The sequence below is a fragment of the Streptomyces venezuelae genome (assembly GCF_008642275.1).
Lineage (GTDB): Bacteria > Actinomycetota > Actinomycetes > Streptomycetales > Streptomycetaceae > Streptomyces > Streptomyces venezuelae_E.
On sequence record NZ_CP029189.1, the window covers coordinates 1,212,566 to 1,232,500 of the forward strand.

The following is a 19,935-nucleotide window of genomic DNA, read 5'->3' on the forward strand; positions in this document are numbered from 1 at the left end:
TCAGCGCACGACGGGCGCCGAGGCGCTCACCTCCTCCGTCAGTCCGACCGGCCAGGTGTGCACCGGGTCGCCCTTGTGCATCAGCTCGGCATACCGCCGGGTCGTGGCGGCCAGCGCCTCGTCCCGCTCCAGACCGGCGGCGAGCGCCCGGTGGTAGGTGTCCACCTGCCAGGTCGCCCCGTTCACCCGGCGCCGGCAGCGCTCCTCGATGATGCCGAGGTAGTGGTCCCGGTCCGCGGGCTCGATGCTCCAGGCGTCCAGCCCCGCCGCGGCCATCGGCAGCAGCTCGTCCAGGACCAGCCGTACGGCCGGCACGCTCGCCAGCCCTCCGGCCCGGCCGCGGCGCGGCCACCGCAGCCGCGCGTCGATCCCGTACCGGCAGGCCGCGTCGAAGTTCGCCTCCGCCTCGGCGAAGGGCAGCCGGGTCCACACCGGGCGTGGTTCGTCCGCGAGGGTGCGTACGAGCCCGTAGTAGAAGGCGGCGTTGGCGACGACGTCGGCGACGGTGGGCCCGGCCGGCAGCACCCGGTTCTCCACGCGCAGGTGCGGCACCCCGTCGGCGACCCCGTACACGGGCCGGTTCCACCGGTAGACGGTGCCGTTGTGCAGGACCAGTTCCTGCAGCCCGGGTATCCCGCCCTCGGCGAGCACCCGCAGCGGCTCCTCCTCGTCGCAGATGGGCAGCAGGGCGGGGAAGTAGCGGACGTTCTCGGCGAAGAGCTCGTACGCCGAGTCCACCCAGCGCTCCCCGAACCAGGTGCGCGGCCGCACGCCCTGGGCCTGGAGCTCGGGCGGCCGGGTGTCGGTGGCCTGCGTGAACAGCGGCGGCCGCGACTCCCGCCACAGCTCACGTCCGAACAGGAAAGGCGAGTTGGCGCCGACGGCTATCTGCACCGCGGTCACCGCCTGCGCCGCGTTCCACACCGCCGGGAACCGGGCCGGGGTCACCTGCAGGTGCAGTTGTACGGAGGTGCAGGCTGCCTCCGGCACGATCGACCCGGAGGTCCAGATCAGCCGTTCGACGCCGTCGATGTCGAGGGTGAAGTCCTCTCCGCGCATCATCAGGATCTGCTCGTTGAGCAGCGAGTAGCGGTCCACCGCCGACAGGTTCGCGGCGACCAGGTCCGCGCGGGAGATCGTCGGCAGAATACCGATCATCACCACTCCGGCGTCGATCTCCGCGGCCTGCCGGTGGGCATAGCCGAGTCCGGCGCTGAGTTCCTCGGCGAGCTGGTCGAAAACCCGGCCGCCGAGCCGGTGCGGAAGGACGTTCACCTCCAGATTGAACATTCCCAGCTCGGTCTGGAAATCGGGGCTCGCAATCCGCTCCAGCACCTGTGCATTCAGCATTCTCGGCAACCCGTCGGCACCCGCGAGATTCAGCTCGATCTCCAGTCCCATCATGTTCTTCGGGCGATCGAACCTCTTCTCCGCCAGGAGCCGCTCCAGTCCCTCCAGGCACTCGTGGAGCTTCCTTCGATACCGCTGCCGATCGGACAGGTCGAATCCGCCTGCCACGACCTTCTCCCCCATCGAAGCGTCCCTCCTCGAATGGGCCTGGCCGGTGACACCCAGGCGCGCGTTACGGTCGATGATGCCCCGGCAGCGTGATCCATAACGCGCGGGGGGCGTGCGTGGCGAGGAGCGCGCGCCGGTTTGGCCGAAGGGCGCTTCGGCACATTCACCTGGCAAGTCGCCGGATGCAAATTCCGCTTAGACTTTGCCTTGTTCGGAAAACCGACGCTTTCCAGCCGAGCCCCCTTCCGGTAACCTCCGAGGTCAGCGCGACATGTTCGCGCGCATCCGGCATGAATGGCACGTCAGCGGGTCCGGTAAGCGCCTTGCCGGCAATAGGCGGGACAGCTAGCCGAAACACTGCGTGAACACATGTCGTATAAACTCCGCAAACGAGGCAGAGAGTTGGCGCGCGGCCATTGCCCCTCGGCCCCCCTCTGGCCCCAGAATGCGAGTCCGCACCTGCCCCCGTTCCACCGGTCTCCCAAGTGAGAGGCGACCCACCATGCCGCTGCATGTCCCTCCGGCTCCCGCGCCCGCCCTGCGCAGCGTCCTCGCGGCACTCGGTTCCCCCACCGCCGTCCACGAGGCACACACCCCGGCCCTGCGCGCGATCCAGGGGCCGCTGACCGCCGAACTCCCCCTTCCGGTGCACGTCCTCGACCGGCTGGGCATGTCCAACCTCGCGGCCGGCGGCAGGCCGCCGCGTACCCGGCTCACGGGCTGGCGGTTCCTGATCCGCAGCGGGGAGCGCCATGTCGCGGCGGCCGACACCCGGCTGACTCCCGACGGCTGGGTCTTCTCCCATTTCTTCGAGGGCCCCTATGTCGCGGCCACCGAACGCGCCCTGCGCCAGGCCGAGTCCCTCACCACCCACTACCAGCCACGGCTGCTGTCGGTTCCGGAGCTCTACATGCTGACGCTGTGGCTGCACGGCGCGGTGGGCGCCGACGCCGACGCCGGGCTGCCGGCCGGCGAGGACCTGCTGGTGCCCCTCGCTCCCGCCCCGCCCGGCATCGCCGCGTACCGGCCGCATCCGGTCTCCGAGCTGCTGCCCGTACTCACCCGCCGACTGACCCCGGCACCGGCCGCGGCGCCTCCGTCCCTGGCCGCACCCGCCGCCTGACCCGAATCACCCATTCGGCCTAGTCCACCCGGGCCACCTGCGAACCATCCGAAATGACAGGGGAGTTGGCCTGAACCGCCCGCACGAGTGATGCGTCATCAATCTGTGAGGACAGCTGCCGGGAAATACCTGCGAAGCGGCTGTCATGGGGGAAGACTGATGACACGCTCCCCGCGGGTGCGGGGATGACCCAGGGGGACGGCCATGAACCACGCATCGAGCCGTAGCACACAGACCACACCGCAGCGAAAGAACGCATCCATGTGCCAGCACCAGCCAGCCTGCCCGTCAGCCGAATCCGCCGACCGGGAGGCCGCGCGCCCGGTGGCCAACCACCCGGAGCAGGGCTGGAGCCTGCTGTGCAATGGCGTCCTGCTCTTCGAGGACACCGGTGAACTGCTGCCGGACGGCCAGATCATCGCCCCGCACCGGCCGCTCGCGGCGGCCTGAGGGGCCGAGCCGTCCGGCCGACCGTGGCGAACGGCGAAGGGGCCGGTCCGGGAGAGTCTCCCGGACCGGCCCCTTGTTCACGTCCTACGACCGTCATACGGCGGCCGTAGGACGCGGAACGCCTCAGGCGTCGTACTCGTCCAGCGGCGGGCAGGAGCACACCAGGTTCCGGTCACCGAACGCACCGTCGATGCGGCGCACCGGCGGCCAGTACTTCTCGGCGGCCGTGACCCCGCCCGGGAAGACGGCCTCGTCCCGGGTGTACGGGTGGCTCCACTCGCCGCCCAGCGCCGCCGCGGTGTGCGGGGCGTTCGCCAGCGGGTTGTCGTTCACCGGCCACTCGCCGCCCGAGACCCGCTCGATCTCGCCGCGGATGGCGATCATCGCGTCGCAGAAGCGGTCGATCTCGGCGAGGTCCTCGGACTCCGTCGGCTCGATCATCAGCGTGCCGGCGACCGGGAAGGACATGGTCGGCGCGTGGAAGCCGTAGTCGATCAGACGCTTGGCGATGTCGTCCACGCTCACGCCGGTGGCCTTCGACAGCGGCCGCAGGTCGATGATGCACTCGTGCGCGACCAGGTTGCCCGGGCCGGTGTAGAGCACCGGGTAGTGCGGCTCCAGGCGCTTGGCGATGTAGTTGGCGCCGAGCACCGCCACCTGGGTGGCGCGCTTGAGGCCCTCGCCGCCCATCAGGCGCACGTACGACCACGAGATGGGCAGGATGCCCGCCGAGCCCCACGGAGCGGCCGAGATCGGGCCGACGCCCGTCTCCGGGCCCGCGGTCGGCTGGAGCGGGTGGTTCGGCAGGTACGGGGCCAGGTGCGCCCGGACACCGACCGGGCCGACGCCCGGACCGCCGCCGCCGTGCGGGATGCAGAAGGTCTTGTGCAGGTTCAGGTGCGAGACGTCGCCGCCGAAGTGACCCGGCTTGGCCAGGCCGACCAGGGCGTTGAGGTTGGCGCCGTCGACGTAGACCTGGCCGCCGGCCTCGTGCACCTGGGCGCAGATGTCGGCGACGTGCTCCTCGAACACACCGTGCGTCGACGGGTAGGTGATCATCAGCACGGCGAGCTCGTCGCGGTGCTGCTCGATCTTGGCCCGCAGGTCGGCGGTGTCCACCTCGCCGTCGTCGGCGGTCTTGACGACGACGACCTTCATGCCGGCCATCACGGCGCTGGCGGCGTTGGTGCCGTGCGCGGAGGACGGGATCAGGCAGACGGTGCGCTGCTCGTCGCCGTTCGCCCGGTGGTAGGCGCGGACGGCCAGCAGGCCGGCGAGCTCACCCTGGGAGCCGGCGTTCGGCTGGATGGAGACCTTGTCGTAGCCGGTCACCTCGCAGAGACGTTCCTCCAGCTCGTTGATGAGCGTGAGGTAGCCCTCGGCCTGCTCCACCGGCGCGAACGGGTGCAGCTGGCCGAATTCGGGCCAGGTCACCGGCTCCATCTCGGTGGTCGCGTTGAGCTTCATGGTGCAGGAGCCCAGCGGGATCATGCCGCGGTCCAGCGCGTAGTCCTTGTCCGAGAGCTTGCGCAGGTAGCGCAGCATCGCGGTCTCGGAGCGGTGCTGGTGGAAGACCGGGTGCGTCAGGTACGCGTCCGAGCGCAGCAGGGCCTCGGGCAGCGTGTCGGCGGTGGTCGCGTCCAGCGCCTCGATGTCCGCGGTGACGCCGAAGGCGGCCCAGACGGCTTCGACGTCGGCGCGCAGCGTGGTCTCGTCGCAGGCGACGGAGACCAGGTCGGCGTCCACCTGGAACAGGTTGACCCCGCCCTCGCGGGCGGCGGCGACGACCTCGGCGGCACGGCCCGGCACCCGGGCGGTGATCGTGTCGAAGTACGAGCCGTGCACGATCTCGACCCCGCCGGCCGTCAGACCGGCGGCGAGGAGGGTGGCGTAGCGGTGGGTGCGGGTCGCGATCGTCCGCAGGCCGTCCGGGCCGTGGTAGACGGCGTACATGCCGGCCATGACGGCGAGCAGCACCTGCGCGGTACAGATGTTGCTGGTGGCCTTCTCACGGCGGATGTGCTGCTCGCGGGTCTGCAGCGCCAGGCGGTAGGCCTTGTTGCCGTCCGCGTCCACGGAGACGCCGACGAGGCGGCCGGGCAGGGAGCGGGCGTGCTTGTCCTGGACGGCCATGTAACCGGCGTGCGGTCCGCCGAAGCCCATCGGGACGCCGAAGCGCTGCGTGGTGCCGACGGCGATGTCCGCGCCGAGCGCACCCGGGGACGTCAGCAGGGTCAGCGCCAGCAGGTCGGCGGCGACGGCGACGACGGCGCCGAGCTCGTGCGCCTGGTCGATGACGGGCTTGATGTCCCGGACGGCACCGGAGGCACCGGGGTACTGGACCAGGACGCCGTAGACGCCGCGCTCGGCGACCTCGGCCGGGATGCCGGCGGACAGGTCGGCGACGACGACCTCGATGCCGATCGGCTCGGCGCGGGTCTCGATGACGGCGATCGTCTGCGGCAGCGCGTCGGCGTCCACGAGGAAGACGTTGCCCTTGGCCTTGCCCACGCGGCGGGCCAGGGTCATGGCCTCGGCGGCCGCCGTGCCCTCGTCGAGGAGCGAGGCGCCCGAGGTCGGCAGCCCGGTCAGCTCGGCGACGACCGTCTGGAAGTTCAGGAGGGCTTCGAGGCGGCCCTGGGAGATCTCGGGCTGGTAGGGCGTGTACGCCGTGTACCAGGCCGGGTTCTCCATGACGTTGCGGAGGATCACCGGCGGCGTGAAGGTCCCGTAGTAGCCGAGACCGATCATCGGGGAGAGGACCTGGTTGCGGTCGGCGAGCGAGCGGAGCTCGGCCAGCACCTCGGCCTCGGTGCGCGCCTCGGGCAGGTCGAGCGCCTCGGCGGTCTTGATCACATCCGGGACCGCGGCAGCGGTCAGTTCGTCCAGGGAGCCGTAGCCCACCTGGGCGAGCATCTTCGCCTGCGCCTCGGCATCCGGGCCGATGTGGCGCTGTTCGAAGGGGATGCCTCGCTCCAGCTGGGAGAGCGGAATGCGGTTGGCGGTCATGTACGGAGGCCTCCTGGTCGTATGACCTGCGAGGGGCACCACGGCGCGGGCACCCGGACGGCCTCCCCCTCTGTCATCTGCACCTGAGAGTTTCACCGGAGTCACGGGGGTCTCCCGAGGATCCGGCTTTCACCGTCGGTGAGGAGGGGGACCGGCACTGCGCCCGGTACCCGCCCTGCTTTCCAGAGTGGCCTCGTCCGTGCGGTACGTATGCCTGAGAGATTCCGGGGAGGATTTGCTCCTTCGGCGCCTCCGTCTCGATCACTCGGAGGACTCTCCCGCACAGGGTCGACAGCCGTCCACCAGCGTACCAGCGAGGATCTGAACCCTCCCCGAGTGGCCTCCGCTGCGGTTATGCACTTCTGTAGTCATTACGGAGCAGTTGCGACCTTTTGGAGGGACCGTGCAGACCGACATCGATCCGCGCAGCCTGATCGGCCGCAAGGCGTTCGACCGCAATGGCACCAAGATCGGCACGATCGACGAGGTCTACCTCGACGATGCCACGGGCGTCCCCGAGTGGGCCGCGGTCCGGACGGGGCTCTTCAGCCGGGACGCGTTCGTTCCGCTGGAGCCGAGCGAGCTGGTGGGTGACACCCTGCGGGTGCCCTTCGAACGCGCTCTCATCAGGGACGCCCCGGACTTCGGCGTCGGGCGCCACCTCTCCCCCGAACAGGAGCTGCAGCTCTACCACCACTACGGACTGGACACGACCCTCCCGTCGGACTTCAACCACGACTTCGGCCGCCTGGCGGGCGACGAGAGCTGACCCGTCCCTGCGGATCCCGCCGGGCCCGACACCCCTAACCGGTCCCGTCCTGCGGATCCGGGCCGGCCCCCGGCAGCGGCAGCGGATCGGACGGCTCCAGCTCCGGGTCGTCCACGCGGAAGGTCCGCACCCGGCCGGGCTCGGATCCGGGCTGCTCGAACCGCACGGTCACCCGCCCGACCCCGCTGCCCTGCACCCAGCCGGGTCCGTACACGGCATGCCGTACGTCGCTGCCGGCCATCCAGCGCCGTTCGGGGGCCGGCTCCGGCTCCCCGGGCGGCCCGGCGGCCTCCTGGGCGCTTCCGGCCGGCACCTCGGCGGCACCGCCCGCCACCGCTTCCCCTGCGGCCCCGTCCGCCCTGTGGGGGCCGTCCGCGCCGTCGGCCCTGTCCGTGTCCCTCCCGTCCGTCCCGACCCTCCCGTCCGTCCTGTCCGCCCCGCCCGCACCCTCGGTCCCGTCCGGCTCCGCCGCGAGCGACTGCGCGAACAGGTCCTCCTGCGTGTAGTCCGCCAGCCCGCTCACCCCGACTCCCAGCAGCCGCACCCCACCCGTGGTGTCCACGCCCTCCAGCAGCCGCGCCGCCGCCTCCCTCACCACCGCCGGGTCGTCCGTGGGCCCCCGCAAGGTCTCGGACCGGGTCAGCGTGGAGAAGTCGTACCGGCGCACCTTGAGCACGATCGTGCGCCCCGAGTGCCCCGAGTCCCGCAGCCGCCGCACGCACCGGTCCGCGAGCCGCTGCACCTCGCCGCGGATCCGTACCCGGTCGTGCAGGTCCACGTCGAAGGTGTCCTCGACCGACACCGACTTCGCGTCCCGCTCCGCGACCACCGGCCGGTCGTCCAGCCCGAGCGCCATCCGGTACAGCCCGGCACCCGCCGAGCGGCCGACCATGCGCACCAGCTCGTCCTCGCCGGCCTCCGCCAGCTCCCCCACCGTGGTGATCCCGGCCCGGCGCAGGTGCTCGCCCGTGGCCGGCCCCACCCCGGGCAGGGTCCGTACCGACATGGGCGCGAGCAGCTCGCGCTCCGTCCCCGGCTCGATCAGCAGCAGTCCGGCGGGCTTGGCCTCCTCGGAGGCCACCTTGGCCAGCATCTTCGACCCGGCCAGCCCCACCGACCCGCTGAGCCCCGTGGCGGCCCGGATGCCGGCTCGCAGCCGCTCCCCCGCCTCCCGCGCGCTGCGCGAGTCGAAGGCCACCCCGCCCGCTTCCAGGTCCACGAAGGCCTCGTCCAGGCTCAGGGGCTCCACCAGGGGCGACAGTTCCCGCAGCATGGCCATCACCACGTCGCTGACCTGCCGGTAGAGGCTGAAGCGGGGGATCAGATACGCGCCGTTCGGGCAGAGCCGCCGCGCCTGCCCCATCGGCATCGCCGAGTGCACCCCGAACCGCCTGGCCTCGTACGAGGCCGTGGCGACGACGCCACGCGGGCCGAGGCCTCCGACGATGACGGCCTTGCCCCGCAGGCTCGGCTTCGACGCCTGCTCCACGGAGGCGTAGAAGGCGTCCATGTCCAGGTGCAGGATGGTCGGCGCGGCTCTCACAGCCCGATGCTGCCCTATCCCACTGACAATGCCCCGGCTCGGGTCAGACGGCGCGGTTGCGGCGGGCGGCCAGCTCGTCGGTCGGGTTGTGCCGCACCAGGGTCTCGCCCGTGTCCACACGCTCCCCGTGCAGCTGTGACAGCGCGCTCTCGACGTCGCGCCACACCACGCCCACGGCGATCCCGAAGACGCCCTGCCCGCCCTGGAGCAGGCTCACGACCTGGTCCGGCGAGGTGCACTCGTACACGGTGGCGCCGTCACTCATCAGCGTCATCCGTTCGAGGTCCGACAACCCGCGGTCCTGCAGGTGCTGGACCGCCGTACGGATGTTCTGCAGCGCCACCCCGGTGTCCAGGAAGCGCTTGACGATCTTGAGGACCACGACGTCGCGGAAGCTGTAGAGCCGCTGGGTCCCCGCCCCGTAGGAGGTCCGCACGCTGGGCTCCACCAGCCCGGTCCGGGCCCAGTAGTCCAGCTGCCGGTACGTGATGCCGGCCGCGGCGCAGGCCGTGGGCCCGCGGTATCCGATCCGCTCGGGCTCCGGGTCCGCGCCCACCGGTCCGACCGGCGTCGACTCCGGCTGACGGCGCGCGGAACCGACCGCACCGCCGCGCAGCGGGTACGGCCCAGCCTCACTCCGTGTGGGGGTGCCCCCGGTCGTACCGTCGCCCGTGATCCTCACGCCGACCCTCCGTCCTTGACCTGCCCACCTTGAAGGTAGGCAGTCACCAGGGGTGCGTCAACGATCGCCACACTCGGCACGCCGAGTGATAATCACCCTGAGAGTGGTTTCCCGTATCCCTTTACGGGGAAAGGCTAATCGAATGGCCTGAAGATCCCCGAGGACGACGCGGCCGACGCCTCACTGCGGGCCGGTGCCGAAGTCCTCCGGTGAGATCTGGTCGAGGAACTCGCGGAACTTCTCCACCTCGTCCTCCTGCTCGTCCGGAATGGCGATTCCGGCGTCGTCCAGCACGCCGTCACTGCCGTAGATGGGCGTCCCCGTCCGCAGGGCGAGGGCTATGGCGTCGGAGGGACGCGCACTCACCTCGACCCCGCTGGCGAAGACGAGCTCCGCGTAGAAGACGCCCTCCCGCAGATCCGTGATCCGGACCTCGGTGAGCTCCTCGCCGATCGCCTCCAGCACGTCCTTGAACAGGTCGTGCGTCAGCGGCCGGGCAGGGGCCATCCCCTGCTGCGCGAAGGCAATGGCGGTCGCCTCCCCTGGACCGATCCAGATGGGGAGGTACCGGTCGCCTCCCACTTCACGCAGGAGCACGATCGGTTGGTTGGAGGGCATTTCCACCCGGACACCCACAACGTCGAGCTCGTTCACACAGCAACCCTAGGACCTGCTCGGCAGGTTTGGGTAGTCGGGCCCCCCACCTCAGGGCAGCCGGACCCCGAGAGCGGTCCGTACGAACGCCTCGTGGAGCCGTACGGAGAGCCCCGCCAGCTCCTTCAAGGTGGCCTCCGCATGCGCCCGGGTCTGCGGATTGCGATGCCTGCGCAGCGGTGCCACCACCTGCTCCACCAGCCCCGCCTCACGGTCCGCGGCAGCCTTCATCGTCCGCAGGTGCCGCGGCTCCAGCCCGAACCGGCCCAGGTCGGCCACCAGCCGGGCGACCGTGACCGCCTCTGCGTCGAATGCGCCGTCCGAGCCCTCCGCCAGCAGCCCGTACGACTCCCACTCGACCAGCTGCGCCTCGTCCACCCCCGCGGCCGCCAGCAGCTCGGCACGGCCGACCCGGGTCACGGTGGGCTGCTCCCGGCCCACTTCGCCGTAGGCGTCCGCCGGTCCGGCGGGCTCGGTGGAGTCCCCGTGCGCGGTGGGCGCCGGGATGCGGATCTGCTCTCCGCGTGCCAGCGCGTCGAGCTGCTCGCGGATGACCTTCAGCGGCAGGTAGTGGTCACGCTGCAGCCGCAGGATCCGGGCGAGCCGCTCCACGTCGTCGGTGCTGAACTTGCGGTATCCCGAAGGTGTGCGCCGGGGCTCGACGAGCCCCTCCGCCTCCAGAAAACGGATCTTCGAGATGGTGACTTCGGGGAACTCGTCACGCAGCGTGGTGAGCACCGTGCCGATGCTCACCAGCCGCCCGGCCTGGCCGGCGGTGCCGGCGGCGCCACTTCGCGGGGCACCGCCGGTCGGGGTACGCAGCATGGAACCTTCCCTAAAAGGGTCAGATGCCCCGCAGGCTCGCGTAGAAGACCAGCCGGTACTTGCCGATCTGCACCTCGTCGCCGTTCTGCAGCGCGACGGAGTCGATCGGTTCACGGTTCACGTACGTGCCGTTGAGGCTGCCGACATCGGCGACGGTGAAGCCGCCCTCCTGGCTCCTGCGGAACTCGACATGGCGCCGGGAGACGGTGACGTCGTCCAGGAAGATGTCGCTCTGCGGGTGGCGGCCGGCCGTGGTCAGCTCACCGTCCAGCAGGAAACGGCTCCCCGAGTTGGGACCGCGCCGCACGATGAGCAGAGCGGAACCGGGGGGCAGCGCTTCCACCGCGGCCTGCGCCTCGGGGGACAGCGAGGAGGACGACACGTGCTGTCCCGACACCTCGGCCTCGTAGGCCTCAAGGCCCGAGATCGAGATGGTGGACGTGGTCTCCGAGGCACGCTCCGGCGTCAGACCCGCCCGCAGCGGCGCACCGCAGTTCGAGCAGAACCGACTGGCCGCATCGCTGCGGTGTCCGCACCTGCTGCAAATCTGCTCGGCCGACATGGACGGCTCCTCGCGCCGCGGATGCCCCGCGGATGCATTGGTGGCATACGGGTCGGGGGCAAACCCTCCACCCGCACTTGAGGTTGATGGTTCACCGAAACCTATGCGTCCGGTACCAGCAGGGTCAACAGCCGACGCGCCGGGGGCACCGGAAACATCACCCGGGCCGGCGACCTCGTCCCGGAAGAGCGGCCGGTCGCCCTGCCCTTCCACGTCACCGCGCGCGGCGCGGTGCCGTGCCGCGCCGCCTTCCTCGCGGTTCTTCTTGCCGAACAACTTCTCAAACAACTTCACGGGCGATTCCCCTTGACCTAAACAGACCCGCCCGTGGGGCAGGACGAACTCCGAACGCAGACACCTGCCGACCCGGACATTCTCACAACGTCCGTAACCACCAGACAGTTTCCACCACGCACCGCGACTTCGGTGCGCCGACCCCCCGCAGGCATCCGCCCGCGTGGGCCGCTCCACTCATCACTCCGATTCATCACGATGACGACCGAGCGTAGTCAGGCTGCTTCGCAGCCCGCAAGGCATCCACAACGATCTTCGCCGACCGTGTGACGGCAACGGTGGCCTGCTCCTTCTCCAGCGTCTGGACGACACCGCCCGGAATGTTCAGCGCGGGCTCCAGATCCTGGGGCTTGCCGATCACCCTGAACTCATAGGGTTGTGTGATCTTCTTACCGTCGATGGCGACCGCGCCGTTCTCGTCCGAGAAGTACGAGCCCGCCACGATGCGCACCCCGTTGATCTGGATCGCCTCGGCCCCGGCCGCCCGAAGCTCCTGAAGCGTGTCCAGCAGCTGGTCGGACTGCACCTGGCCCGTGGGATCCGTGATCTTCAGCGTGATGCCCGGCCCCTGCGCTGCCACCGTACCGGCCAGGATGCCGAGTTGGCGTTCCTTCTCGACGGTCTGCCTGCGGGCCTCCTCGGCCTGGTTGGAGCTGTTCTCCAGCTCCTTGCGCTGGTCCTCCAGCTGCTGCTTCTCGTCCTCCAGGCGCTTGGTCCGCCCGTCGAGCTCGTCGAGGATCCGTACGAGGTCCTCCTGGCGGGCCCCGCGCAGTGCGCTGGAGTCGCTGTTGGACCGGACCTGGATCGCCAGACCGAGCCCCAGGACGAACAGCAGCAGCGCCACGATCAGTTGGGCCCGGCTCACCCGCGGCGGCCACAGCCCGGCCGCCAGGCGCTGCCGTCCGGTCTCCTCGGGCTGCCCCGGAGCCTCCTCGGACGGCTGCGACGGCTCCGGCGACGGCCCGGGCCGCGCCGACTGCGAGGGCTGCGGTGCCGAAGGCTGCGAGGGCCGCGGTGCCGAGGGCTGCGAGGGCTGCTGCACCGGCGGCTCCGGCGGCTCCGAAGACCCGGGAGACTGCGGCGGCCGCGGGGACTCGGGAGCCCGCTGCGGCTCGGGAGCCTTCGGCGGCTCCGGCGGCCGGCCCGCGCCCTCCGGCTCCTCGGGGCTGTCGTTCGTACTCATCGGCCTCACGCCCGGAACACGTGCCGGCGGATGGCCGCGGCGTTGGAGAAGATGCGGATGCCGAGGACCACGACCACACCCGTGGACAGCTGCGACCCGACCCCGAGCTTGTCGCCGAGGAAGACGATCAGCGCGGCCACGACGACGTTCGACAGGAACGACACCACGAAGACCTTGTCCACGAAGATGCCGTCGAGCATCGCGCGGAGGCCGCCGAACACCGCGTCCAGCGCCGCCACCACGGCGATCGGCAGATATGGCTCCACCACGGCCGGCACTTCGGGCCGGACCAGAAGTCCGGCCACCACTCCGGCCAAGAGGCCCAGTACCGCGATCACGATGCACCCTTCTGCTGCTCTGCCGGTGTAGCTGTACGTACGGTCAGACTCGACGCGGCCGGCAACCGCAGGTCGTCCGCCGGGGACAGGGCGTAACGGATCCCGTAGCTCTCCTGCAGCACGTGCAGGTACTGTCCGTCCGCCGAGTCCTGGAAGGCCGTGCCGAGCCGCTTCTTGTCCCCCAGCGCCAGCACCTCGTACGGCGGCACCAGAGGCCTGTTGTCGACCAGTATCGCGTCACCCGCGGCTCTGATCGCCGACAGTTCCGTCAGCCGCTGACCGTTGATGGAGATCGCTTCCGCACCGGACTGCCAGAGGCCGTTGACGATCTTCTGCATGTCACGGTCGCGGAGCCGGCCGGTGTCCGAGAAACCGGAGCTCTCGCGCGGTTTGCCGCCGCCGCCCGACGAGGCGCCCTTCGCGTCGTCGACCACCAGCTTGACTCCCGGCCCGCGGACCTCCGTGGCACCCGCCAGCAGGGCCACGAGCTCGCCCTGGCCCCCGCCCGGCTGTTTCAGTGCCGCCCGCTGGCGCGCCGCGACGTCGGTCCTGAGACGGTCGACGTCACGCTCCAGGCCGTGCGCGCGGTCATCCGCCCGCTCCACCCGGTCGATCAGTTCCTGACGCTCCTTGGCCAGCACCGGCGCGGCGATCCGCGCCTCGGCGGCACCGAGCGTGACGACCATGGCGGTCACGACGAGTCCGGCCGCGAGCCCCAGCTTGGCCTTGAGGGTCCGGGGCAGACCCGCCGTACCCTCCGCTTCGCGCCGGGCCGCGGCCTCCGCGTAGCCCTCGTCGAGACTGTGGTCCATCACGTGCGTCAGCAGCGACATGGAAGCGTCCGGGCGCGCGGGCGCAGGAGACGCCGAAGTCCGGTTGTGGGGCGGCTGCGACATGCCGCACATCGTCGCATGTCGGCAGCGCAGTCACCCAATGCGTCCATCCGGTGGTCCGGGCCGGCCCTCCCCGGACCCGGCCCACCGGACTTCCGCCCACGTCATCGCATGCGGGGCACTTACTGCCCGGCACCCTCCACGATGCCCGCCCACTCGTCCAGCAGGGCCTGCGCGGTGCCGTCGTCGGGGCCTTCGGCCCACAGGTGGGTGACCGCTTCTGCCGGGTCCGGCAGGACCAGCGCCCACCGTCCGTCGGCCTCGACGACGCGCACCCCGTCGGTGGTGTCGACCTGCCGGTCGCCGGCCACCTCCACGACCCGCCGCATGACGAGCCCCTTGACCGCCCACGGCGTCGACACGTCCCGCCGGAGCACATGGGCCCGTGGAATCCGGGCGTCGATCTGGCTCAGCGTGAGCTGTGTACGGGCCACGAGCCCCAGCAGCTGTACGAAGGCGGCCGAACCGTCGAAGACGCTGCTGAATTCCGGAACGATGAAGCCGCCCCGGCCGTCTCCACCGAAGATGGTGTTCTCCGCCCGGCCCACGCGGGTCAGGTCGTCGGGCGAGGTCGTCGTCCACTCGACCTGCGTCCCGTGGTAGGCCGCGACCTGCTCGGCCACCCTCGTCGTGGTCACCGGAAGCGCGACCTTGCCGCTGCGCTTCTCCGCGGCCACCAGGTCGAGCATCACGAGCAGCGCCCGGTCGTCCTCGATGATGCGCCCGCGCTCGTCCACCAGGGAGATCCGCTCGCCCACCGGGTCGAACCGCACGCCGAAGGCCGCCCGCGCCGAGGCCACGATCTCGCCCAGCCGCACCAGCCCGGCCCGCCGGGACTCCCTGGTCTCCGTCGGCCGGGACTCGTCGAGCCCCGGATTGATCGTCAGCGCGTCCACGCCGAGCCGGCCCAGCAAGCTGGGCAGGACGAGCCCGGCGCTTCCGTTCGAGGCGTCCACGACCACCTTGAGCCCGGCATCGGCGATGCCGGTCGTGTCCACCCGTCGTAGCAGCGAGCCGGTGTAGGCGTCGAAGACACTGCCCGGGAACTGCAGGTCTCCGATCTCGCCGGGGAACGCCCGCCGGTACTCCTGGCGCGCGTACACCCGGTCCAGCTTGCGCTGCCCCTGGAGCGAGAGGTCCGCTCCGCGTTCGTCCAGGAACATGATGTCCACGGAGTCCGGCACTCCGGGCGAGGTGCGCAGCACGATCCCGCCGGCGCTGCCGCGTGCGGTCTGCTGCCGTGCCACCGGCAGCGGCACGTTCTCCAGGTCCCGTACGTTGATGGCGCTGGCCTGGAGCGCGGAGATCACCGCTCGCTTGAGTGCTCGGGCGCCTCGCGAGTGGTCACGGGCCGTGGTGACGATCGCGCCCTTCTTCAGGGTCGTGGCGTACGCGCCGGCGAGCCGGACCACCACCTCGGGCGTGATCTCCACGTTCAGGATGCCGGAGACCCCGCGCGCGCCGAAGAGGTGCGCCTGGCCCCGGGACTCCCAGATGACCGACGTGTTGACGAAGGCGCCGGCCTCGATGGTCTTGAACGGGTAGACCCGCACATTGCCCTGGACGATCGATTCCTCGCCGACGAGGCACTCGTCGCCGATGACGGCCCCGTCCTCGATGCGGGCGGCCCGCATGATGTCGGTGTTCTTGCCGATGACACAGCCGCGGAGATTGCTGTGGGGCCCGATGTACACGTTGTCGTGGACGACGGCCCGATGCAGGAAGGCCCCGCCCTTGACGACGACGTTCGAGCCGATGACGGTGTGCTCGCGGATCTCCGCACCGGCCTCGACCTTGGCGTAGTCCCCGATGTAGAGCGGCCCGCGCAGCACCGCGTCGGGGCTCACCTCCGCGCCTTCGGCGATCCACACCCCGGGCGAGATCTCGAAGCCGTCCATCTCGATCTGGACCTTGCCCTCGAGCACGTCGGCCTGGGCCTTGACGTAGCTCTCGTGCGTGCCGACGTCCTCCCAGTAGCCCTCGGCGACGTAGCCGAAGATGGGCTTGCCTTCCTTCATCAGCTGCGGGAAGACGTCTCCGGACCAGTCGACGGACACGTCCGGGTCCACGTAGTCGAAGACCTCGGGCTCCATGACGTAGATGCCGGTGTTGACGGTGTCCGAGAACACCTGCCCCCAGGTCGGCTTCTCCAGGAACCGCTCGACCTTGCCCTCCTCGTCCACGATCGTGATGCCGAATTCCAGCGGGTTGGGCACCCGGGTCAGGCAGACCGTGACGAGGGCGCCCTTCTCCTTGTGGAAGCGGATCAGATCGGTGAGGTCGAAGTCGGTGAGCGCATCGCCGGAAATGACGACGAAGGCATCGTCCTTCAGAGCCTCCTCGGCGTTCTTCACACTGCCGGCGGTCCCGAGTGGCTTCTCCTCGTGGGCATACGTGAGCTCCATTCCGAGCTCTTCGCCATCCCCGAAGTAGTTCTTGACGAGTGACGCCAGGAACTGCACGGTGACCACGGTCTCATTGAGCCCATGCCGCTTGAGCAGCCTGAGCACATGCTCCATGATCGGCCGGTTGGCCACCGGCAGGAGCGGCTTGGGCATGCTCGAAGTCATGGGGCGAAGACGCGTGCCCTCGCCACCGGCCATCACGACGGCCTTCATGTCGGAAGAGTCCTCCTTGGGAGACGACAGTCGTACCGACCCTCACCCGTCTCGGGCGGTGACTCCGCAACTCCTCCGTGTCATCCGTCGCCGGGCGGGCTCAATCGGCCGTGGAGTCGGCCTTCACCAGACGGCGGACCTGAACCACGTAAAGGATTCCTGCCCACCAATAGAGGGTTGTACCCCATACGGCGAACGCCCATCCGAAAACTGCGGCCAACCAGGCCAACCAGCCGCTTCCGTCACTGAGCAGCAGCAGGGGAAACGCGTACATCAGGTTGAAGGTGGCGGCCTTGCCGAGGAAGTTGACCTGCGGCGGCGGATAGCCGTGACGGCGCAGGATCCACACCATGACCAGCAACATCAGCTCACGCGCGAGCAGCGCCCCGGTGAGCCACAGCGGCAGAATCTCGCGATAGGTCAGACCGAAGAGCGTCGACAGGATGTACAGCCGGTCTGCGGCCGGATCGAGCAGCCGCCCGAGCTTGCTGATCTGATTCCAGCGCCGTGCGAGCTTCCCGTCGAGGTAGTCGCTGATCCCGCTGAGCATGAGGACGGCAAGGGCCCACCCGTCGTACTCCGCGAGGATCAGCCACAAGAACAGGGGCACGCCGGCCAGGCGAGCCATGCTCAGGATGTTCGGAATGGTGAAAATTCGGTCAGTCTGAACCCGAGTCTCCTGGACCTCCACCCGGGGGCCTCCACTGTGACGGTAGAAAATGGTCGTTCGATGCCCCCTGACCCTACAGGAGTCCACACACGTGTCCTGAACGCAGAAAAGCCCCGCACCGAACCCCGAAGGGTTTGGTGCGGGGCTTCCCGCAATGATTGTTCGGCGGCGTCCTACTCTCCCACAGGGTCCCCCCTGCAGTACCATCGGCGCTGAAAGGCTTAGCTTCCGGGTTCGGAATGTAGCCGGGCGTTTCCCTAACGCTATGACCACCGAAACACTATGAAATTTGAACGCTGGCGTATTCACAGCCGTTCGTTATTTCAGAACTAACACAGTGGACGCGAGCAACTGAGGACAAGCCCTCGGCCTATTAGTACCAGTCAGCTTCACCCGTTACCGGGCTTCCACATCTGGCCTATCAACCCAGTCGTCTACTGGGAGCCTTACCCTCTCAAGGAGGTGGGAATACTCATCTTGAAGCAGGCTTCCCGCTTAGATGCTTTCAGCGGTTATCCCTCCCGAACGTAGCCAACCAGCCGTGCCCTTGGCAGGACAACTGGCACACCAGAGGTTCGTCCGTCCCGGTCCTCTCGTACTAGGGACAGCCCTTCTCAATATTCCTACGCGCACAGCGGATAGGGACCGAACTGTCTCACGACGTTCTAAACCCAGCTCGCGTACCGCTTTAATGGGCGAACAGCCCAACCCTTGGGACCGACTCCAGCCCCAGGATGCGACGAGCCGACATCGAGGTGCCAAACCATCCCGTCGATATGGACTCTTGGGGAAGATCAGCCTGTTATCCCCGGGGTACCTTTTATCCGTTGAGCGACGGCGCTTCCACAAGCCACCGCCGGATCACTAGTCCCGACTTTCGTCCCTGCTCGACCCGTCGGTCTCACAGTCAAGCTCCCTTGTGCACTTACACTCAACACCTGATTGCCAACCAGGCTGAGGGAACCTTTGGGCGCCTCCGTTACCCTTTGGGAGGCAACCGCCCCAGTTAAACTACCCATCAGACACTGTCCCTGATCCGGATCACGGACCGAGGTTAGACATCCAGCACGACCAGAGTGGTATTTCAACGGCGACTCCACAACCACTGGCGTGGCTGCTTCAAAGTCTCCCACCTATCCTACACAAGCCGAACCGAACACCAATATCAAACTGTAGTAAAGGTCCCGGGGTCTTTCCGTCCTGCTGCGCGAAACGAGCATCTTTACTCGTAGTGCAATTTCACCGGGCCTATGGTTGAGACAGTCGAGAAGTCGTTACGCCATTCGTGCAGGTCGGAACTTACCCGACAAGGAATTTCGCTACCTTAGGATGGTTATAGTTACCACCGCCGTTTACTGGCGCTTAAGTTCTCAGCTTCGCAACCCCGAAAGGTCACTAACCGGTCCCCTTAACGTTCCAGCACCGGGCAGGCGTCAGTCCGTATACATCGCCTTACGGCTTCGCACGGACCTGTGTTTTTAGTAAACAGTCGCTTCTCGCTGGTCTCTGCGGCCACCCCCAGCTCAGAGTGCAAGACTCATCACCAGGAATGGCCCCCCTTCTCCCGAAGTTACGGGGGCATTTTGCCGAGTTCCTTAACCATAGTTCACCCGAACGCCTCGGTATTCTCTACCTGACCACCTGAGTCGGTTTAGGGTACGGGCCGCCATGAAACTCGCTAGAGGCTTTTCTCGACAGCATAGGATCATCCACTTCACCACAATCGGCTCGGCATCAGGTCTCAGCCTTAATGAGGGACGGATTTGCCTACCCCTCGGCCTACACCCTTACCCCGGGACTACCACCGCCCGGGCTGGACTACCTTCCTGCGTCACCCCATCGCTTACCTACTACAAGTCTGGTTCGTCGGCTCCACCACTTTCCTTTCCCCGAAGGGTCCGGAACGGCTTCACGGACTTAGCATCGCCTGATTCGATATTGGGCGTTTCAAAGCGGGTACCGGAATATCAACCGGTTGTCCATCGACTACGCCTGTCGGCCTCGCCTTAGGTCCCGACTTACCCTGGGCAGATCAGCTTGACCCAGGAACCCTTAGTCAATCGGCGCACACGTTTCTCACGTGTGTATCGCTACTCATGCCTGCATTCTCACTCGTGAACCGTCCACAACTAGCTTCCGCTGCTGCTTCACCCGGCACACGACGCTCCCCTACCCATCACAGCCTCCGTTGGGAGTATTGCTGCAATGACACGACTTCGGCGGTACGCTTGAGCCCCGCTACATTGTCGGCGCGGAATCACTTGACCAGTGAGCTATTACGCACTCTTTCAAGGGTGGCTGCTTCTAAGCCAACCTCCTGGTTGTCTCTGCGACTCCACATCCTTTCCCACTTAGCGTACGCTTAGGGGCCTTAGTCGATGCTCTGGGCTGTTTCCCTCTCGACCATGGAGCTTATCCCCCACAGTCTCACTGCCGTGCTCTCACTTACCGGCATTCGGAGTTTGGCTAAGGTCAGTAACCCGGTAGGGCCCATCGCCTATCCAGTGCTCTACCTCCGGCAAGAAACACACGACGCTGCACCTAAATGCATTTCGGGGAGAACCAGCTATCACGGAGTTTGATTGGCCTTTCACCCCTAACCACAGGTCATCCCCCAGGTTTTCAACCCTGGTGGGTTCGGTCCTCCACGAAGTCTTACCTCCGCTTCAACCTGCCCATGGCTAGATCACTCCGCTTCGGGTCTAGAGCGTGCAACTCAATCGCCCTATTCGGACTCGCTTTCGCTACGGCTTCCCCACACGGGTTAACCTCGCTACACACCGCTAACTCGCAGGCTCATTCTT

Annotated in this window: 15 protein-coding genes, 2 rRNA genes and 1 riboswitch (1 of these 18 running past the window's edge); of the genes, 3 read left to right on the plus strand and 14 right to left on the minus strand. The window is 68.4% G+C overall.

All coding sequences use genetic code 11. From position 1 onward, the window contains the following. Positions 1-1,533, minus strand: coding sequence for a glutamate-cysteine ligase family protein (locus tag DEJ51_RS04755; protein ID WP_150256443.1), 1,533 nt, complete (start codon positions 1,531-1,533; stop codon positions 1-3). A gap of 487 nt (positions 1,534-2,020) precedes the next feature. On the opposite strand from DEJ51_RS04755, the gene DEJ51_RS04760 reads away from it, so the two are divergent. Together DEJ51_RS04760 and DEJ51_RS04765 are read left to right on the plus strand one after the other, a co-directional pair. Continuing rightward, positions 2,021-2,641, plus strand: coding sequence for a hypothetical protein (locus DEJ51_RS04760; protein WP_190620214.1), 621 nt, complete (start codon positions 2,021-2,023; stop codon positions 2,639-2,641). 261 nt (positions 2,642-2,902) lie between these two features. Further along, entirely contained in the window at positions 2,903-3,091 is a 189-nt protein-coding gene (locus tag DEJ51_RS04765) for a DUF5999 family protein (protein ID WP_030009772.1), read from the plus strand. Positions 3,092-3,214: 123 nt separating this feature from the next. On the opposite strand, the gene gcvP is transcribed toward DEJ51_RS04765, so the two are convergent. Next, entirely contained in the window at positions 3,215-6,100 is a 2,886-nt protein-coding gene (gene gcvP / locus DEJ51_RS04770) for an aminomethyl-transferring glycine dehydrogenase (RefSeq protein WP_150256447.1), read from the minus strand. A 192-nt stretch (positions 6,101-6,292) separates the two neighbouring features. Further along, a riboswitch (glycine riboswitch) is annotated at positions 6,293-6,391 on the minus strand. A gap of 112 nt (positions 6,392-6,503) precedes the next feature. Here gcvP and DEJ51_RS04775 point away from each other — a divergent pair. Further along, positions 6,504-6,869 (plus strand): PRC-barrel domain-containing protein, encoded by a 366-nt coding sequence (locus DEJ51_RS04775; RefSeq protein WP_150256448.1) that lies wholly within the window; start codon positions 6,504-6,506, stop codon positions 6,867-6,869. 34 nt (positions 6,870-6,903) lie between these two features. Here DEJ51_RS04775 and DEJ51_RS04780 read toward each other — a convergent pair whose 3' ends face one another. The 12 genes from DEJ51_RS04780 to DEJ51_RS04835 form a co-directional block, all read right to left on the minus strand. Then, the gene (locus tag DEJ51_RS04780) at positions 6,904-8,412 is read right to left on the minus strand and encodes a DNA polymerase IV (protein WP_150256449.1); all 1,509 of its coding nucleotides are present in this window, start codon (positions 8,410-8,412) and stop codon (positions 6,904-6,906) included. Between the two features lie 43 nt (positions 8,413-8,455). Then, positions 8,456-9,094 (minus strand): MerR family transcriptional regulator, encoded by a 639-nt coding sequence (locus tag DEJ51_RS04785; protein ID WP_150256451.1) that lies wholly within the window; start codon positions 9,092-9,094, stop codon positions 8,456-8,458. Between the two features lie 180 nt (positions 9,095-9,274). After that, on the minus strand, positions 9,275-9,748 hold the full coding sequence (locus DEJ51_RS04790) for a bifunctional nuclease family protein (protein ID WP_030009777.1): 474 nt from the start codon (positions 9,746-9,748) through the stop codon (positions 9,275-9,277). 51 nt (positions 9,749-9,799) lie between these two features. Beyond that, on the minus strand, positions 9,800-10,573 hold the full coding sequence (locus tag DEJ51_RS04795; protein WP_150256453.1) for a MerR family transcriptional regulator: 774 nt from the start codon (positions 10,571-10,573) through the stop codon (positions 9,800-9,802). Between the two features lie 19 nt (positions 10,574-10,592). Continuing rightward, positions 10,593-11,537 carry an FHA domain-containing protein gene (locus DEJ51_RS04800; RefSeq protein WP_190620877.1) on the minus strand — a complete coding sequence of 315 codons (945 nt, stop codon included), beginning with the start codon at positions 11,535-11,537 and terminating at the stop codon, positions 10,593-10,595. A gap of 85 nt (positions 11,538-11,622) precedes the next feature. Beyond that, the gene (locus DEJ51_RS04805; RefSeq protein ID WP_223835671.1) at positions 11,623-12,612 is read right to left on the minus strand and encodes a DUF881 domain-containing protein; all 990 of its coding nucleotides are present in this window, start codon (positions 12,610-12,612) and stop codon (positions 11,623-11,625) included. 5 nt (positions 12,613-12,617) lie between these two features. After that, the gene (locus DEJ51_RS04810) at positions 12,618-12,950 is read right to left on the minus strand and encodes a small basic family protein (RefSeq protein WP_030010496.1); all 333 of its coding nucleotides are present in this window, start codon (positions 12,948-12,950) and stop codon (positions 12,618-12,620) included. After that, positions 12,947-13,855, minus strand: coding sequence for a DUF881 domain-containing protein (locus DEJ51_RS04815; protein WP_150256454.1), 909 nt, complete (start codon positions 13,853-13,855; stop codon positions 12,947-12,949). Before DEJ51_RS04815 ends, DEJ51_RS04810 begins: the two co-directional genes overlap by 4 nt. 110 nt (positions 13,856-13,965) lie before the next feature. Beyond that, a complete protein-coding gene (locus DEJ51_RS04820; RefSeq protein ID WP_150256456.1) occupies positions 13,966-16,461 on the minus strand; it encodes a mannose-1-phosphate guanyltransferase in 2,496 nt (831 codons plus the stop codon). A gap of 100 nt (positions 16,462-16,561) precedes the next feature. Next, positions 16,562-17,152, minus strand: a complete 591-nt coding sequence (locus tag DEJ51_RS04825; protein ID WP_030718774.1) for a CDP-alcohol phosphatidyltransferase family protein — start codon at positions 17,150-17,152, stop codon at positions 16,562-16,564. 139 nt (positions 17,153-17,291) lie between these two features. After that, a 5S ribosomal RNA gene (gene rrf, locus DEJ51_RS04830) occupies positions 17,292-17,408 on the minus strand. Positions 17,409-17,484: 76 nt separating this feature from the next. Continuing rightward, positions 17,485-19,935: ribosomal RNA gene (locus DEJ51_RS04835) — 23S ribosomal RNA — on the minus strand (it continues 672 nt past the right edge of the window).

Bases quoted from the DNA above. Each gene is read 5' to 3' on its own strand.
- DEJ51_RS04755 (WP_150256443.1), bottom strand. From the start codon at position 1,533: ATGGGGGAGAAGGTCGTGGCAGGCGGATTCGACCTGTCCGATCGGCAG.
- DEJ51_RS04760 (WP_190620214.1), top strand. From the start codon at position 2,021: ATGCCGCTGCATGTCCCTCCGGCTCCCGCGCCCGCCCTGCGCAGCGTC.
- DEJ51_RS04765 (WP_030009772.1), top strand. From the start codon at position 2,903: ATGTGCCAGCACCAGCCAGCCTGCCCGTCAGCCGAATCCGCCGACCGG.
- gcvP (WP_150256447.1), bottom strand. From the start codon at position 6,100: ATGACCGCCAACCGCATTCCGCTCTCCCAGCTGGAGCGAGGCATCCCC.
- DEJ51_RS04795 (WP_150256453.1), bottom strand. From the start codon at position 10,573: ATGCTGCGTACCCCGACCGGCGGTGCCCCGCGAAGTGGCGCCGCCGGC.
- DEJ51_RS04805 (WP_223835671.1), bottom strand. From the start codon at position 12,612: ATGAGTACGAACGACAGCCCCGAGGAGCCGGAGGGCGCGGGCCGGCCG.
- DEJ51_RS04815 (WP_150256454.1), bottom strand. From the start codon at position 13,855: ATGTGCGGCATGTCGCAGCCGCCCCACAACCGGACTTCGGCGTCTCCT.
- DEJ51_RS04820 (WP_150256456.1), bottom strand. From the start codon at position 16,461: ATGAAGGCCGTCGTGATGGCCGGTGGCGAGGGCACGCGTCTTCGCCCC.